The organism is Polaribacter sp. KT 15, from assembly GCF_900143115.1.
Taxonomy (GTDB): Bacteria; Bacteroidota; Bacteroidia; order Flavobacteriales; family Flavobacteriaceae; genus Polaribacter; species Polaribacter marinaquae.
The window spans coordinates 2137638-2154439 of the sequence record NZ_LT670850.1; the positions used below are offsets into that span (position 1 = coordinate 2137638).

The following is a 16802-nucleotide window of genomic DNA, read 5'->3' on the forward strand; positions in this document are numbered from 1 at the left end:
TTTCTTGTATAATTGTAAAAAGGCATAAAAAAGTGTAACTAAGTAAAGTTTCTCTTATTTTTGTAAAAATAAAATCTATTCAATTAATATGATTACAGTTATAGCTGCTATTGCAAAAAATTACGCTTTAGGTAAAGACAACGATTTAATTTGGCATTTACCTGCAGATTTAAAAAGATTTAAAAAAGTTACAACAGGTCATTATATATTAATGGGTAGAAATACTTTTGAATCTATTGGTAAGCCTTTGCCAAATAGAACCACAATTATTATTACAAGAAATAAAAATTACTTTAAAGATGGTTGCTTAATTGCTAATAGTTTAGAAGAAGCTATTGAGATGGCGAAAGAAGAAGAAAAGATTTTTATAATTGGTGGTGCACAAATTTACAAAGAAACAATTGCTAAAAATTTAGCAGATCGATTAGATATTACATTGGTTCATAAATCTTTTGAAGCTGATGTGTTTTTTCCAGAAATAGATCCAAAAATTTGGAAAGAAGATTCTAGAGAAGATTTTACAGCGGATGAAAAAAATAAATTAGATTACAGTTTTGTTTCTTATACAAAAGCTAATTAATTCTTCCGGTTCTAAAACCGCCTCCCAAACTCATTTTATATTTTCTTTGAGCAAATAAAAAATAATTAAAAAGTTTGTAGTTAACTTCATAGCCATAATCTGTATTTGAATTGTAATCTATAATGTTTTCATAAATTCCTTGATTATAACTTGTTGGGTTCTGAGCGCGCTGATTCCAAGTAAGTACCCAAACTTTATTTCTAGCTTCTAGATAATTTTGGTCATAAAACCCTTCTGGTTTTGCAACACTAGCAAGGTAAGATGAAAAACCCGGATCTATAATAATTATTTCGTATTCTAAACTATCATTTGCAATTACAACAGGTTCTTCTTTAGTGTTATTATTTGAGTTGCTTAATGTAGATGCACAAGAAAAAAGTACAATACAAGATAAAATTAGAAAAGAAATATATTTTAAGATTTTCATAATCAGAGATTTTAATGTTAGTAAAGTTGCAAAAAATAATCTAAAATAGATTGATTTTTAATTGATTTAACATTAATTTTATCCATTAACCAACCTTTAATTATGAAATATTTAATTCTACTTTTTGTCTTTACTTTTCAATTTTCTCAAGCTCAGATTTTATCAGAAAGAGAAAGAGCAATATTAAAAGATAATTTATTAGAAGATCGATTTACTAATTTATTGCCACAATTAATGGATGCTGCAGACATAGATATGTGGCTGTTAATTTCTAGAGAATACAACGAAGATCCTGTTTTAAAAACCATGTTACCCGCTACTTGGTTAAATGCGCGAAGAAGAACTATTATTGTTTTTTATAGAGATAAAGCTAAAAATACGTTAGAAAGATTAGCTGTTGCAAGATATGATATTGGTAAAAATATAAAATCTGCTTGGGATAAAGAAAAAGAGCCAGATCAATGGAAAGCTTTATCAGAAATTATAAAGAATAGAAATCCGAATAAAATAGGAGTTAATATTTCTAAATATTTTGCTTTGGCAGATGGTTTGGTTAAAACAGATTATGATGAGTTATTAGAAAATCTACCAAAATCGTATGTTAATAAAGTGGTTTCTGCAGAAAAACTTGCCATTGGTTGGATTGAAACAAGAACTGCCAAAGAAATGAAATTGTATAAAGAACTAGTACAAATTACACACAATATTATTGCAGAAACTTTTTCATCAAAAACAATCATTCCAGGTAAAACTACTACAGAAGATTTGGTGTGGTATCTTCGTCAAAAAGTAACCGATTTAGGTTTAGAAACATGGTTTCATCCTACTATAGATATCCAAAGAAATAACGAAGTTTTAAAATCGCATATAGAGTCTTTTTCTAAAGGAAAAGAGAAGAAAATTATCTTAAAAGGCGATTTATTACATTGCGATTTCGGAATTACCTATATTGGTCTAAATACAGATTGCCAGCAGCACGCATATGTTTTAAAGGATAACGAGAATTCTGTGCCAACATTTTTAGTAGATGCCTTTAAAAAAGGAAATCGAGTACAAGATATTTTAACTTCTAACATGAAAGTTGGTAAAACAGGAAATCAAATATTAAAAGAATCTTTAATTCAAGGGAGAAAAGATGGTTTGGTTCCTTCTATATATACGCATCCTTTGGGTATGTATGGGCATAGTGCTGGTACAACAATTGGTATGTGGGATTCTCAAAACGGAGTGCCAGTAAATGGAGATTATCCTTTACATAAAAATACAGTATATGCCATAGAATTAAATACTACTGTAGCTTTAAAAGAATGGAATAAAAACATTAGAATTATGTTAGAAGAAGCTGGTTTTTTTGGAAATAATATTTTTGAATATGTAAATTCTAGGCAAACAGAAATTATACCAATTAAAATTAAGTAGATGAAAAATAGGTGTTTTTGGGTTACTGATAGTCAATTATATATTGATTATCATGATAACGAATGGGGAAAACCACTTTTTGATGATGAAACACTCTTTGAATTTTTAGTTTTAGAAACTTTTCAGGCAGGTTTAAGTTGGATAACAATTTTAAATAAAAGAGAAAACTTTAGAAAAGCATTTGATAATTTTGATTATCAAAAAATTTCTAAATATTCAGAAAAAAAATATGAATCTTTGCTGCAAGATGCTGGTATTATCAGAAACAAATTAAAAATAAGAAGTGCAATTACAAATGCCCAATTGTTTCTTGAAGTACAGAAAGAGTTTGGTTCATTTTCTAAGTTTATTTGGTCATATGTAGATCATAAACCAATTTTAAATAAATTTCATAAAAGAGAAGACGTGCCAGCAACTACTAAATTATCTGATATTATTTCTAAAGATTTAAAAAAACGCGGATTCAAATTTGTTGGTTCTACCGTGGTTTATGCTTATATGCAAGCTGTCGGTATGGTTAACGATCACACAACAAACTGTTTTAAATATCCAACAGAATGAAAATTTTAAAAGTACCTGCTAAAGACTTAAAAGCTATATTTTATACATTTAGTAGAAGAATAGGCATATTTGTAATATTTGTGTTTTTTCTGTTTTTTGATAGTTTATATTTTGCAGAAAACGTTACAAACTCTCAATTACCCATTAATATTTTAATGTTAATTGGCTTTGTAGTAATGTATTTTAGAGCGAATAAAAGAACCCAAGAGTTAATGATTTATGCGGTAATTTTAGGCTTTGGAGGCGAGTATCTTTTTTCGAGACTTTTAAATATGTACACATATAGATTAGAAAATGTGCCTTTATATGTACCATTTGGTCATGCAGCATTATATGGTCGAATTTTTATGTTTAGCAAAGCACCAATAGTTAGAAAATACCACGAGGCAGTAGAAGAACTATTTGCTTTAATAATTGTTTTATTGGCAACAGTTTATCTAGTTTTCTTTAACGATGTGTTTGGTTTTGTAATGACTATTGTAGTTTTCTTGCTACTGTGGACTCGTCCAAAAGAAAAGTTATTCTTTTTTTCGATGTACATTTTGGTGGCGATTTTAGAAATAGGAGGTACAGCATTTGGTTGCTGGAAATGGCCAAGTACGGCCTTTGGTGTTTTTGATTTTTTACCTAGTAATAATCCGCCAAGTGGTATTAGCTTGTTCTATTTTTTATTAGATATTGGTTGTTTCTTTATCTATACTCAACGCAATAAAATAGCTTGGAAAAGATTAAAAAATATAGAAAAGATATAAATTAACTACCTGCCAATAATCGTATAGTTACAAATATAATGATAACCAAACTACCATAAATTAGTACTTTTTTACCAGCGTTTTTGTAATATCTTTCATGACTTTTAATATCTTTTCTGTAGCTATAAACCATTAAAGCTATAAATGATAGAATAAAGAAAATCATAAAAATAATTCTACCGGTTGTAAAATAAGCGCTTAAAAACATAGGTTATAATTTTTTGTAAAATTGAATAATTATTATTTTTTCTTATCTAAGATTTTTCGATACCTTGTAAAGATGTAACAAACATTATAAGTTGCAAAATTACGAATTTATAAACTTCTAATAATTAAAATATATATGAAAGATAAAATTAATTCTGTACACGATTTTCATACAGCATTTGGTGCAGGAATAAAAAATGAACCAACTGCAAATATTACAGAAAATAGAAATTTGCTTCGTTATAATTTAATGAAAGAAGAAAATGAAGAATATTTAGAGGCTGCCAATAATAACGATTTGGTAGAGGTTGCAGATGCTCTAGGTGATATGCTATATATTTTGTGTGGCACAATCATAGAACACGGTATGCAAGATAAAATTACCGAAGTTTTTAACGAAATTCATAGGAGTAATATGAGTAAGTTAGGCGAAGACGGAAAACCAATTTACCGAGAAGATGGTAAAGTTTTAAAAGGACCTGATTATTTTAAACCAAATATTAAAGAAATATTAGATAGATAAAACTCAATCGAAATTTGATATGTTTTTTTCAACATAAGCTAAAGTCAACTTTACAATATCGTCTTCATATTTATAAAATCGATGATCTAATTCATCCCAAAGATCGATATTAGATTCCTTTTGCATTAAAATGCGTTGTCTTATTGTTTGATCTTTTGGAACTGGAATTTGCGGAAATAACATAATTGCTTCAGATAGAATATCTATTGTTTTTTCTGCATTTATAGCTAAGTACGCGTGAAAAATCTCATGTGCAAATTGACCTGCTGAACTAAAAAAGAATTGAATAAATCCGCCATTTGTAACATTATCTTCTAAAATATCTATATAAATAAACGTTTTTTCAAATTCGTTTAAATTTTCAAAATTATTTTTTTTAGGTATTTTTTTACCAATAATTTCTCCAATTCTTGTAATTTTTTCAGAATCATCATTTAATAAAAGTGCAATTTCTGTTGATGTCATAAATTATAATTTCACACGTTTTAATGCCATAGCTTTAATCATCCAATTGGGTAAAGGTTTTTTAGGGTTTCTGTTTTTTAGATTGATATGAATGCCTAAATTTTTAATTAGCGGTACTTTATTTGTTTCGATAAATTCGATAAGCGTACCATCATTATCTTCAATATATCCCCAATGCCCATTTGCATCACCCATATTAAAAGAAGGCTGACTAATCACCTGAAAAGGAACTTCTTTTTGCTTACATTCTTCTTTTAATACCTTTAAATTTTTAACGTCAAAACATAAATGAATATAGCCTAAATCTCCCCAATATCTATTTTTAAATATTTTTGTTGGCTCGTTTTCTAAACACTGAATAAGTTCTATTTCACTAGTTCCAAAAAACTTCGAAAAGCCACCAACTCGCTTTTTAGAATGTGTAAGTAAAATGCGTCTAAACCTTTTACTACCATTTTTTAAATCTTCAAGATCATCAAAATTATCAGTTTTATCGAAAATAACTTTATCATAACCCAAAACGTCTTTATAAAGTTTTAGTGAAACATCAATATTAGAAACTCCGATTGCTGCTCCAGAAATACCACCAACATCAATTTTTTTATTTTGATAGAAAGAAGTGTGCTCTTTTATTTTTAAAATATTATCAAAAGGATCTTTTAAAAAGAAACATTTTACGCCGCTTGGATCATTTTTAATTTCAGAAAGAATATTTTCGTTGCTACTTTTTAAGCGGTTATAGGTTGCCGTAATATTATTTGTTTTAACAAACGGAAACTGAATGCCTAAATCGCCTACTTTAAATTCATTTTCTGGTTTAGATGGTTTTCTATTTGTGTATTGCCAAATTTCGTAACCGCCACCACCTTGCATGTTTAAGCCTAGTAAAGCTCTTTTTTTTCTTGGTTTACCGCCCATATATTTTGCCATATATGTTGCTTCGTTACTATCATCAAAAATTAAAGCATCTGCACCAAGTTTTGTTGCGTACCATTTAAAAGCAATGTCTGCATTTTTTACACCAATACCAATTTGCTGAATACCGTAAATTAATTTTTCTTTCATTTTATAGTTAGCTTGCAATTTTTATAAAACAGAGTTTCAATGTTTTCAGAACAAACCTTTTTTTAAACTCTACTAAATTACTGAATCTATTCTGAAGTCTCTTTTATAAGTACGTAAATTTTTAGTAAAGAGTTTTCTTCTAATTTTTTTAAGCAAAAAAAAGTCTTGATAAATTAATATCAAGACTTTTAGTATGTGTGTAGAATTGTTTTTATTTTGTTGCTTTATCAAAAGCATTTTTTCCGCCAACAATTGGTAATGTTATAGAAGTACCATTTAAATCTACAGTTAGTTCTGTGCCAGGTTCTGGTAATAAAGTAAAATTATTATCACTAGAAAAAATCATTAACCCTATTTGTTGTCCTTTTTTGATAATTTGATCATCTGGTTGTAAATCAAAAGTCATTTCATAAAATTTACCTGGTTTTAAAGGAACACTTTTAGTTAAGGATTTATGATTTTGTAAATCTGCCCAACCACGAGTAATAATATTGTCTGTTATTTTGGCTCTTCTACCTTTGGTCCATGGTAAAGAAACTAACCATACAGATAAATTTACTGCAGGTTTACTACTAGATGCTTTAATTGTAATAGAAGATAAACCAGAAATATGTAAATCTTCTTTTAGGACATTAGAAACATAAATTAAACGATGATTTGTGTTCTCTGCTTGCGCTAAACTTTCGCCAGAAAAAGAATAATTATCAACTAAAGTTTCTTTTGTATTAGACGAATTAGTTGTTACTAGTTTTCCAGCTTTTGGAGCACCAGATTCTAAATAAAGAGTTACCGGTTTTGCCGCCGGATTTGGATAATCTCTATATGGAGTTGGCTGCGTTCTTTTATCATTTTCTCTTACAATCCAAGCTCTATCATCTTTTTCTACATTATTTTGAACACCGTGTAAATAACGCGTAAACCAACGATTCATCATTTTCATAGGCGGCGGACCACCATGACCGTTTTGATGGTAGAATATCTGAGACGGAAGTCCCATTTCTTTTGCTTTTGCATAAATTCTGTAACTATGCTCTGGCATTACGTTCCAATCATTAAAACCATGCGACATTAATAATGCTGCTTTCATTGGTTTCATATCATTTAGATAATCTCTACCAGCCCAAAAATCATTATAATCTCCTGTTTGCCTATCCATTCCGTTGGCCAGTTCAGTATCTCTAATGACCTTATTATTATGTGGTCTGTTTTCTTCTTTACCACTATGAATGTAATCGTATAAAACATCAATATCTTCACCTAAATATCCGCCAGGAGATCTAACCAAACCGTTAGATCTGTAATAATGATAATAAGAAGTGTTTGGTGCAACAGGTATAATTGCTTCTAAGCCTTTAACACCTGTTGTTGCTGCAGCTAACGGAATTGTACCATTGTAAGAAGTACCTGTCATACCAACTTTTCCGGTACTCCAGTATGCCTTAACTTCTTTATTTCCCTCTCTTTCGGTATAACCTTTTGCTCGTCCGTTTAACCAATCTATTACTGCTTTTGGCGCTAAAGATTCATTGTCTCCTCCAACAGTTGGTGACCCATCAGATAAACCAGTTCCTGGTGATGATGAATGCACAACAATATAGCCTCTAGGAACCCAAGTTCTAACTTGAGAATTTGAAATTATAGGTCTTTTTCCTCTTCGAATAACTTCTACTCTTGTTCTTTGTTTTTCTTTTGCGCCAATTTCATGTTTAACGTCCCAAAATAAACCAGGTGTGTCACTTGCTGTTCCTGCGTAATAAGGGCTAGATTCGTAAACAATTGGTAATTTTAAACCTTCTGTTTCTGTTTGTAGAGGTCTTGTAACATCTACATGCATTCTATCTAGTTTTCCGTCACCATCGGTGTCAAAGGTGGTTTCTACCCATAAATCTGTTCGAATCCACTTGCTTGAATCTTTAAAACCTTCAACAATTTGTGCTTCGCCATCTTTAAAAAAAGGTTTCGATTTTTCTTGAGCACTAATGGTAAAAGCAATAAGAAAGACAATTAAAAATTGATGTATTTTTTTCATACGTTATTATTTATTTTAAAACAGAAAATTCTATTGAAGAATCTGTAAATACAGTGTGGGTTTGAGTTTTAAAATCTTTTTCATCTGCTTTGTAAATGTTATCTACATAGGTCTGCGGATTTAAATCGATTAGAGGAAACCATGTGCTCTGCACTTGTATTTGTAGTTTGTGTCCTTTTTTAAATGTGTGAAAAACGTCTTGTAATTTAATATTTACAGCGGTTTTTTTATTTGGAGTAAAAGGTTCTGGTTTTTCAAAACTATTTCTAAATCTTCCTCTTAAAACTTCACTTCTAACCATTAAATGGTAGTTGCTCATTTTTAAGTGGTTTTGAAGTTTTTTATTGTCTTCTTTTACATTATCAGGATGTACATCTATAACCTTTACAACCCAATCTGCTGCAGAACCTGTAGTAGCTACTTTTAATTTTGCTAAAATGTCTCCTGCTAATGTAAAATCTTCAGTTAAAACATCTGTTTCAAATACTAAAACATCTGGTCTTCTAGCGGCAAAACGTTGGTCATCTGTCATATACTTTCTTGGTGTAAAAACCGTTTTAATGTCTTCAGAATAAGGTACAGGATGTTTAATATCACTAATAAACTTAACAGCTTTCGTCGATTTTTTTGATGCAGTTAGTTCTTGGTTTTCAGATAAAAACCAGTTTTCTTTTACAATGTTTTTTGGTGGCCAAGTATCATAAGATTTCCATTCTTTTCTACCAGAATCAAAAACATAGGCTTCTGGTAAACCAGAGTTTTTATCTCCATTTCCTTTTAAGAAATGATTAAAAAATTTAGTTTCAATTTCTTTTTGAAATTTTAAAGAAATAGAGTCGCCAAAATAATAATTACCAACATAATTCTCTACGCCAGTTCTAGACCATTTACCATGATCCCAAGGGCCGAAAACCAATGTGTTATAATTGTCTTTACCGTGTTTTTCTATAGCTTTGTAAGTTTCTAAAGGTCCGTATAAATCTTCTGCATCAAACTCACCAGCAACAACCATTGTTGCAACTGTAGATGGAACTCTGTTTAAATGCTGAATGATTCCTTTACTTTTCCAGTTTTCATCATAATTAGGATGCTCTACAATTTCCTTCCAGAAAAAATCATCAATTCTATCTTTATTTTCAGCAGAAGTTACATCTAACTTGTCATATTGAAAATATTCATTTAAATTCTTTAAAGGTCCTTTGTCTAAGAAAAATTGATATTGATCTTTAGATTCCATTTTAGGAAAAGAGTACCAAGCAGAATCTGTTGGTGTGTCTTTATAAGTACCAAATAAAGAAATTGCTCTAAAATAACTTAATAAAAAAGCTCCGTTATGATGAAAATCATCAAAGAAAAAATCACCAATACTTGCTTGAGGTGAAGCAGCTTTTAATGCCGGGTGTGCATCTATAGAAGAAACAGTAGCGTAATGTCCAGGATATGAAATTCCCCAAGTACCAACGTTTCCGTTATTATTCTCAACATTTTTAACCAACCAATCGATAGTATCGTAAGTATCAGAAACTTCATCAGATTGGTTTGCTTCTTTGTTAGGAATGTAAGCGCGCATGTTGTCATAAACACCTTCACTCATCCATCTACCACGAACATCTTGATAAACCACAATGTTGCCTTCTTTCATTAGATGAACGTTCGGGCCAATTTTAGATTTCATTTTACCTTCTCCGTATGGCGCAGAACTATACGGAGTTCTTTGCATTAAAATAGGGTATTTTTTAGAAGTATCTTTTGGTGAATAAATTGTGGTATGCAATTTAGTACCATCTCGCATTTCGATATCAACCTCTTTTTTTGTGTAATTATCTGCAACGTAAGAGTCTTTTTTCTTTTCTTTTTCTGTTGTTTTTTCACAAGAAGTGATGATAAAAAAGCTAAATAATAATAAGATAAATTTTGTTTTCATAATGATGATTGGTTTGTGGTTATAAAACTACAAAAACTTAACTTAAATTGCTCTAGTAAAGCATAGAAGAGGCTTAGTTAAAATCATAATTATTTCTTAAAATTGATTGTGTCTTCTAGTTATATATGGTTTTTTAGACTTTATCTTTTATTTTTGTATTGATAAATTTAAAAACTATAAATTATGAAAACTTCAATTTTTACACTTGTGATGTGTTGTTTTTTGTCATTTTCTAATTTTGCTCAATCTAAAAGTGACGCTATTAAAGTAGGTGATGTTTTTACAGTAGGCAAAGTTGAAATGAATAATTATAAGCACATTAAATTTCCTAGAAACAACTTTATTATTAAAAGAGGTGGTATTGCAACTTATAAAAATGTTGTAAATAAAGAAGTAAAAGTTACTTCTTTAGAAGAAAAAAAAGATGGTAGTTTAGAAGCTGTAATTCAACTTACATCTGGACGTTATTTTTTTAAAAGCCACAAATACATTAAAGTAGATTTAAATAAAGCATTAAATTCTAAAGAATTAATTGCAAGCTAATTTTGCTTTTATTAACTATATTAAAATTAAAAAACTTTCTTCTTAGAAAGTTTTTTTTATGCTTTATATTGTGATTTCTTAAAATTCTATACTTATGAAAAATATATTTTTATTGTTTTTGTGTTTTTTTAGCTTGAGTTGCTCAAATAAAAAAGTAGAACAAGTAGAGATAAAAGAAAAACCATTACCAACATTAGTAGACGGAAGATATAATGTTGCATTTCTTATTATGGACGGTACATTTAATACCGAACTAACAGCACCATTTGATATTTTTCAGCATACTATTTTTAGAAAAAATATAAAAGCTATGAATGTTTTTACGGTAGCAAATACAAATGAAGCTGTTACAACATTTGAAGGAATGAGGATTTTACCAGATTATAATTATCTAAAAGATAAGTTACCTAAAATAGATATTTTAGTTGTGCCTTCTGCAGAACATCATTTAGATACAGATTTAGATGATACAAAAATGATAGATTTTGTAAAACAAGCTGCTAAAGATGCAAGTTTTATTACTTCACATTGCGACGGTGCTTTTGTATTAGCCAAAGCAGGGTTGTTAAAAGATAAAATTTCGACAACTTTTCCTAGTGATATAGATAAAATGAGAGAAACGTTTCCAGATTTAGATATTAGAAAAGAAGTTTTATTTGTGCATGACGGTAACGTAATTACCTCTGCTGGTGGCGCAAAATCTTTTGAAGCGTCTTTGTATTTATGCGAGTATTTGTACGGAAAGAAAATAGCGAAATCGTTAGCAGGTGGTTTAGTTATAGATTGGAATTTAGAAAATGTACCACATTTAATTGTAGATTAAGCAATAATTTTGCGTAATTAATTCCTATTTACTTGCGTATTTCTTGTAGACCTTGTTTTTCATCAAAAAACACAAAAATTCTTTTTAAGTCTAAGTAGTTGACAGATTTTCTCCTTATTTTTGCAAACTATGCAAGAAACAAAGAAACATCAACTAACAGATTGGTTACCAACTACAAACAAAGAAGTTAAAATTCGAGGTTGGGAAGAATTAGACGTGATTCTATTTAGCGGAGACGCTTATGTAGATCATCCTTCTTTTGGGCCTGCTGTAATTGGTAGAATTTTAGAAAGTTATGGTTTGCGTGTGGCAATTGTACCACAACCAAGTGTAAACGATAACTTACAAGATTTTGAAAAATTAGGTAAGCCTCGTTTATTCTTTGCCGCTACTGGAGGTTGTATGGATCCGATGGTTTCTAATTATACAGCAAGCAAAAAAAGACGTGATAAAGATGCATATACACCTAACGGAGATAAAGGTTTTAGACCTGATTATGCAACCTCTGTATATTCTAAAATTTTAAAAGAAAAGTTTCCTGATGTACCTGTTTTGATTGGCGGAATTGAAGCATCGTTAAGACGTGTAACTCATTATGATTATTGGTCGGATAAGTTACTGCCTTCTATTTTAGAAACTTCTAAAGCAGATATGTTGGTTTATGGAATGGGAGAACAGCCTTTACGAGAAATTGTAGAGTTGTTGCAAAAAGGTGTGCCTTTTTCTAGCTTAAAAAACATTAAACAAACTGCGGTTTTAATCAATCAAAAAGAAGAAAAAATACCTGTAGTTAATGGTTGGGAAGATGTTACAATTAATTCTCATGAAGCATGTTTAAAAGATAAAAAAACATTTGCGTCTAATTTTAAAGTGATAGAACAAGAATCTAACAAATTAAAAGCTAGAAGAATTCTACAAGGAATAGGAGAGAATACCTTGGTAATTAATCCGCCTTACCCAACAATGACAGAAAAGGAAATTGATGGGTCTTTCGATTTGCCTTACACTCGTTTACCGCATCCAAAATATAACAAACGTGGACCAATACCTGCGTTTGAAATGATTAAATTCTCAATAAATATACATAGAGGATGTTTTGGTGGATGTAGTTTTTGTACAATTTCTGCGCATCAAGGTAAATTTATTGCAAGTAGAAGTCAAGAATCTGTTTTAAAGGAAGTTGATAAAGTGGCAAATATGCCAGATTTTAAAGGATATTTATCTGATATTGGTGGTCCGTCTGCAAATATGTATCAAATGAAAGGTAAAGTACAATCTATTTGCGATAAGTGTGTTGCACCAAGTTGTATTTCGCCAGTAATTTGTTCTAATTTAGATACTTCTCACAAACCTTTAACAGAATTATATCAAGCTGTAGATAAACATCCGAAGATAAAAAAATCTTTTATTGGTAGTGGAATTAGACATGACATGTTGGTGCCAGAATTCAATAAAAATGCAGATGCAAAAGAATTAGATGCGTATACAGAAGAAGTAATGACAAAACACGTTTCTGGTCGTTTAAAAGTTGCGCCAGAACATACATCTGATCCTGTTTTAAAGTTGATGCGTAAACCTTCTTTTAAATATTTTCATTTATTTAAAGAGCGTTTTGACAAAATAAATATCAAGAGAAGATTAAATCTACAATTGATACCTTATTTTATTTCAAGTCATCCGGCAAGTGAAGTAGAAGATATGGCAAATTTAGCTGCAGAAACCAAAGATATGGGCTTTCAGTTAGAGCAAGTTCAAGGTTTTACACCAACGCCTATGACTGTTGCAACCGTAATTTATTATTCAGGTTATCATCCGTATACATTAAAGCCAACCAAAACTCCTAAAACGAAAAAGGAAAGAGAAGATCAGCATAAATTTTTCTTTTGGTACAAAAAAGAAAATAAAGATTGGATTCGAAATACGTTAAGTAAAGTTGGTAGGCCAGATTTATTAAAAGTATTGTTACCTGAAACAAATTCGTGGCAAAAGAATAAAAAAGCAAAACCTGCTAAAAATACTTTTGATGATGCTGTTCCTTTTAATAGAAGAAAGAAAAAAGTTAGTAGAAGTTCTTCTAAAAAAAGAAGACGATAAATTAATAAAAAGTGATAACCATTAAATTTACTATGATTTAATGGTTATTTTTTTACAGCAATCATCATATGCGGACTAAATGGAAGTAAATACTCGTCATTCTGAGTTAATTTCTGTAAAGATTTTAAAGTTTTAGATTTCTTTTTATCTAACATATTTGCAAAGTATTCATTGTCTAACCAAATCATACCTTCAACAGCATAAAGATTTATAAAAGAAAGGTTTTGCTCTAAAAACTCTGTTTTTAAAGTTGCAGGTTTATGGTAATAGGCATCAGCTAATAAAAAAGGAAAATCTTTAGGCGCGTTATGCACGCCAGTAGTTAATTCTTTTTTACACATATCAAAAAATGAATTTGCATGTATCATTCCGTTCATTAGCCCAACAACAGTAGATGCAGTTGCGTTTATTGCGAAACCTAAAATAATTCCGCCTTTTTTAAGAACCCTTTTTGCTTCTAATATTGCTGCAATTCTATCCTCTCTTTTTTGTAGATGATATAAAGGGCCATGTAATATCACTAAATCTGCTGAATTGTCTTTGAAAGGAAGTTTTTTTGCTTCGCCAATAGTTACAGAGAAAGGTCTTTTTAATTTTTTTGCTCTTTTTTCTGCAAGTTTTATATGTTTTAAAACAGGTTCTATTAAATGTACTGTATGATTTTGTTTCGCTAACCATTCAGAATATTTGCCAGTTCCACCACCAACATCTACAACAGTAATTTTATCTTTTAAAATATGAAGTTGTATTAATTCTTTAATACGTTCAAATTCAAAAATTCCCATACCTTTTTCTAGGCGAGTTTCTTCGGAAGCTTTGTTGTAAAAATCTTCTAATTCTTTGCTAATTAATTGCTGTTTCTTCAAGTTGTACTTTTAAAAAAGTTAAAAGTAAATAATTTAAAACAATTAAGTATAAAACCGTAAAAGTGATTGTAAATAAATATTATCTAACGTGTGTTTTTAAGAAAGCAATAGTTCTTTCCCAAGATAAATCTGCAGCAGCTTCATCAAATCTTGGTGTTGTATTGTTATGAAAACCATGATTAACTTCTGGGTAAAAATGCGCAGTATGTGTTATTTTATTTTCTTTCAATACTTTTTCAAATGCAGGCCAACCTTCGTTTACCCTTTTGTCTAAACCAGCATATTGTAAAAGTAAAGGAGCTTTTATTTTAACTGCATCTTTTGCTTCTGGTTGTCTACCGTAATAAGGTACAGCAGCAGATAATTCTGGTAATCTTACCGCCATCATATTAGAAATCCATCCGCCAAAACAAAAACCTACTACACCAACTTTACCGTTGCAATCTTTATGATTTTTTAAATAATTGTAACCAGCAATAAAGTCTTCTAGCATTTCTATTCGATCTCTTTTCTTTTGCATTGCTCTGCCTTCATCATCACTTCCTGGGTAACCTCCTAAAGGGGCTAATGCATCTGGAGCTAATGTTATAAAACCGTCTAAAGCAGCTCTTCTGCCAACATCTTTTATATACGGATTTAAGCCTCTATTTTCATGAACTACTATTAAACCAGGTAGTTTTCTAATGTTTTTTGCACGTTTAGAAAGTAAACCATTCATTTTTTTACCTCCTTTTGGAGATTCGTAATGTATTGTTTCTGATTTTAATCTAGGATCGTCTGGTTGAACCGTAATGGCATCAATATAATTAGGAGAAATAAAACTTAATAAAGAAGGTAAGGTAATTGCACCAACAGCAAATAAAGAAAGTTTTTGTAAAAATTCTTTTCTGTCCATTTTATTGTGCGCATAATCGTCATATAAATCAAAAACTTCTTGACTTATATCTTCTTTTTTTAAATTTTGCATGTTGCTTTTATTTAGGATTCTAATTTAAATCTAAAGTACTTAAAAATGAAGTAAATATTATATTTAACGGTTAAGTTTAAGTTAAACTGCCTTTTCGAGAGCTATATAATGCGTTGTGTTTCTTATTGATAAAGGGAAGATTTTAATTTCGCATTTATATGCAGTTTTGTCTTTCTTATAATTTAAAACTGTTTCTTCAAAAGGCTTGTTTGCTATTAATTTTTTTCTAATTCTAGCTCTTGTCTCTTCACATGTATTGTCTCCTTGAAGAAAAGTTGGCGTTTTGTTAATAGCGTACTTTTTACTGAAACCTGTCATTTTTTTAAAGCCATCATTCACCCAAATAATTTCTTGATCTTTATTCGTAAGCACAATTGTTTCGAAATCTTGATTTTTAAAAATAGCATCTACATCATTACACCAATTAAACTTATTTGCAAAGTCTTTTATTGTATTGATATCGTTTTTTCTGTTGATTTTTTTTATTTCATCAGTAAAATAATCTATGTAAAAGTCAAAACTTTTTATTGGGGCTTTAAGAAAATCCGAAGATGAAATTTGACTTTTTAAATACGTATAATCGTGTTCATTTTGTGAAGACATAAACAAATCTAAACACATCATACCAGCCAAATTATTTCTCATAATAAAAAGAGTTTTTAAATTAAAAAGCTAAGCTATAAAAAAATGCTTAGAATTTGTGTTAAAAAACTTATTTACAGACTTTACAGTCCTTTTTATCTTGAATTTCACCTATTAAATTCCCTTTTTTATCGAATTTAAAGCCACAACAATCAATAAAGCCTTTTGCAATTAGTTTTCTTGCACGTTGAATTTGAGATTTTGTGGTTGATAAACTTTGTTCTAATTTAAAGGCAATATCTTGTTGTTTTAGACCTTTGATATCAGATAAAAATAATGGTTTTCTATATTTTTCTGGAAGACTTTGTATAATTCCTCTAAGGCAATCTTTTTCTGTGTGGTTATTCAGAGCAATGTTCGTTTCAGATTCGAAATTTGCGATTTCAAAAGTTTGATTTGTGGTTTTCCAATAATTTAAAACAGAATTTCTAGCAATCGTAAAACACCAAGATTTTAATTTATTTAAATCTTTTATAGTATGAATATTGGTGTGTATTTTTATAAAAGTTTCTTGTAAAATATCATCTGCTATTTCAGAGTTTTTTACTTTACTTAGTATAAAATTTTTTAAATCATCAGAATGAAATGTCCAAACTTCTTTAGTAGTCATTTTTAAATATAAAAAAATATAAAAAACGAAACAATTTTAAAGTGTTAAGATTGTTTCGTTTTTTGTAAATTAATTTTTAGCAATTACAAGAATTACATGTGCAATTAACACATGTGCAGTCTTTACAAGATCCGTTTTTGCAGCCATTACAATCGCATGTACAATTTTTATTTTTCATGATATTTGTTTTAATGTTCATATAATAGACTCAAAAAAGTTTAAAAAGACGCATTAATTTAAAATCTTTTTTATTTAAAATAATAGTATTATTAAAAAGAATTGAGATTTGAACTTTAATGTACAAT

General features: G+C 29.6%; 18 protein-coding genes. 8 read left to right on the forward strand and 10 right to left on the reverse strand.

Translation table 11 applies throughout. From position 1 onward, the window contains the following. Positions 1-88 precede the first annotated feature (88 nt). On the forward strand, positions 89-580 hold the full coding sequence (locus tag B5464_RS09600; protein WP_079738183.1) for a dihydrofolate reductase: 492 nt from the start codon (positions 89-91) through the stop codon (positions 578-580). Here the strand turns inward: B5464_RS09600 and B5464_RS09605 are convergent. Then, on the reverse strand, positions 573-1007 hold the full coding sequence (locus B5464_RS09605; protein ID WP_079738184.1) for a DUF6146 family protein: 435 nt from the start codon (positions 1005-1007) through the stop codon (positions 573-575). The two genes, B5464_RS09600 and B5464_RS09605, sit on opposite strands and share 8 nt — an antisense overlap. A 102-nt stretch (positions 1008-1109) precedes the next feature. Between B5464_RS09605 and B5464_RS09610 the strand changes: the two genes are divergently transcribed. From B5464_RS09610 to B5464_RS09620, 3 genes are read left to right on the forward strand one after another with little or no spacing between them, the layout of a single operon-like run. After that, the gene (locus B5464_RS09610) at positions 1110-2426 is read left to right on the forward strand and encodes a M24 family metallopeptidase (RefSeq protein ID WP_154066959.1); all 1317 of its coding nucleotides are present in this window, start codon (positions 1110-1112) and stop codon (positions 2424-2426) included. Beyond that, positions 2427-2987, forward strand: a complete 561-nt coding sequence (locus tag B5464_RS09615) for a DNA-3-methyladenine glycosylase I (RefSeq protein ID WP_079738186.1) — start codon at positions 2427-2429, stop codon at positions 2985-2987. Further along, positions 2984-3739 carry a hypothetical protein gene (locus tag B5464_RS09620; RefSeq protein ID WP_079738187.1) on the forward strand — a complete coding sequence of 252 codons (756 nt, stop codon included), beginning with the start codon at positions 2984-2986 and terminating at the stop codon, positions 3737-3739. Before B5464_RS09615 ends, B5464_RS09620 begins: the two co-directional genes overlap by 4 nt. Position 3740: 1 nt before the next feature. Here the strand turns inward: B5464_RS09620 and B5464_RS09625 are convergent, their stop codons facing one another. Beyond that, a complete protein-coding gene (locus B5464_RS09625; RefSeq protein ID WP_077811171.1) occupies positions 3741-3947 on the reverse strand; it encodes a hypothetical protein in 207 nt (68 codons plus the stop codon). A gap of 135 nt (positions 3948-4082) precedes the next feature. Between B5464_RS09625 and B5464_RS09630 the strand changes: the two genes are divergently transcribed. Further along, positions 4083-4469 (forward strand): nucleoside triphosphate pyrophosphohydrolase family protein, encoded by a 387-nt coding sequence (locus B5464_RS09630; protein WP_077811172.1) that lies wholly within the window; start codon positions 4083-4085, stop codon positions 4467-4469. Between the two features lie 3 nt (positions 4470-4472). On the opposite strand, the gene B5464_RS09635 is transcribed toward B5464_RS09630, so the two are convergent. The 4 genes from B5464_RS09635 to B5464_RS09650 form a co-directional block, all read right to left on the reverse strand. Then, a complete protein-coding gene (locus B5464_RS09635; protein ID WP_079738188.1) occupies positions 4473-4934 on the reverse strand; it encodes a DMP19 family protein in 462 nt (153 codons plus the stop codon). Between the two features lie 3 nt (positions 4935-4937). After that, positions 4938-5999, reverse strand: a complete 1062-nt coding sequence (locus tag B5464_RS09640; protein ID WP_079738189.1) for a VOC family protein — start codon at positions 5997-5999, stop codon at positions 4938-4940. A 211-nt stretch (positions 6000-6210) separates the two neighbouring features. Continuing rightward, positions 6211-8028 carry a Xaa-Pro dipeptidyl-peptidase gene (locus B5464_RS09645; protein ID WP_079738190.1) on the reverse strand — a complete coding sequence of 606 codons (1818 nt, stop codon included), beginning with the start codon at positions 8026-8028 and terminating at the stop codon, positions 6211-6213. A 10-nt stretch (positions 8029-8038) separates the two neighbouring features. Then, the gene (locus B5464_RS09650) at positions 8039-9952 is read right to left on the reverse strand and encodes a CocE/NonD family hydrolase (protein ID WP_079738191.1); all 1914 of its coding nucleotides are present in this window, start codon (positions 9950-9952) and stop codon (positions 8039-8041) included. 183 nt (positions 9953-10135) lie between these two features. On the opposite strand from B5464_RS09650, the gene B5464_RS09655 reads away from it, so the two are divergent. The 3 genes from B5464_RS09655 to B5464_RS09665 all read left to right on the forward strand — a co-directional run bounded on the left by B5464_RS09655 (position 10136) and on the right by B5464_RS09665 (position 13412). Beyond that, positions 10136-10495: a dihydroorotase gene (locus B5464_RS09655; protein WP_079738192.1), complete on the forward strand. Its 360-nt coding sequence runs from the start codon at positions 10136-10138 to the stop codon at positions 10493-10495. 94 nt (positions 10496-10589) lie between these two features. After that, positions 10590-11318, forward strand: coding sequence for a DJ-1/PfpI family protein (locus tag B5464_RS09660; protein ID WP_079738193.1), 729 nt, complete (start codon positions 10590-10592; stop codon positions 11316-11318). A 129-nt stretch (positions 11319-11447) separates the two neighbouring features. After that, on the forward strand, positions 11448-13412 hold the full coding sequence (locus tag B5464_RS09665) for a YgiQ family radical SAM protein (RefSeq protein ID WP_079738194.1): 1965 nt from the start codon (positions 11448-11450) through the stop codon (positions 13410-13412). A gap of 44 nt (positions 13413-13456) precedes the next feature. Here B5464_RS09665 and B5464_RS09670 read toward each other — a convergent pair whose 3' ends face one another. The 4 genes from B5464_RS09670 to B5464_RS09685 form a co-directional block, all read right to left on the reverse strand. Further along, positions 13457-14278 (reverse strand): class I SAM-dependent methyltransferase, encoded by an 822-nt coding sequence (locus B5464_RS09670; RefSeq protein ID WP_079738195.1) that lies wholly within the window; start codon positions 14276-14278, stop codon positions 13457-13459. A 79-nt stretch (positions 14279-14357) separates the two neighbouring features. Further along, on the reverse strand, positions 14358-15245 hold the full coding sequence (locus B5464_RS09675) for a dienelactone hydrolase family protein (RefSeq protein WP_079738196.1): 888 nt from the start codon (positions 15243-15245) through the stop codon (positions 14358-14360). An 81-nt stretch (positions 15246-15326) separates the two neighbouring features. Next, positions 15327-15890: a PAS domain-containing protein gene (locus B5464_RS09680; RefSeq protein WP_079738197.1), complete on the reverse strand. Its 564-nt coding sequence runs from the start codon at positions 15888-15890 to the stop codon at positions 15327-15329. Between the two features lie 67 nt (positions 15891-15957). Further along, positions 15958-16497: a sigma-70 family RNA polymerase sigma factor gene (locus tag B5464_RS09685; RefSeq protein ID WP_079738198.1), complete on the reverse strand. Its 540-nt coding sequence runs from the start codon at positions 16495-16497 to the stop codon at positions 15958-15960. Between the last annotated feature and the right edge of the window lie 305 nt (positions 16498-16802).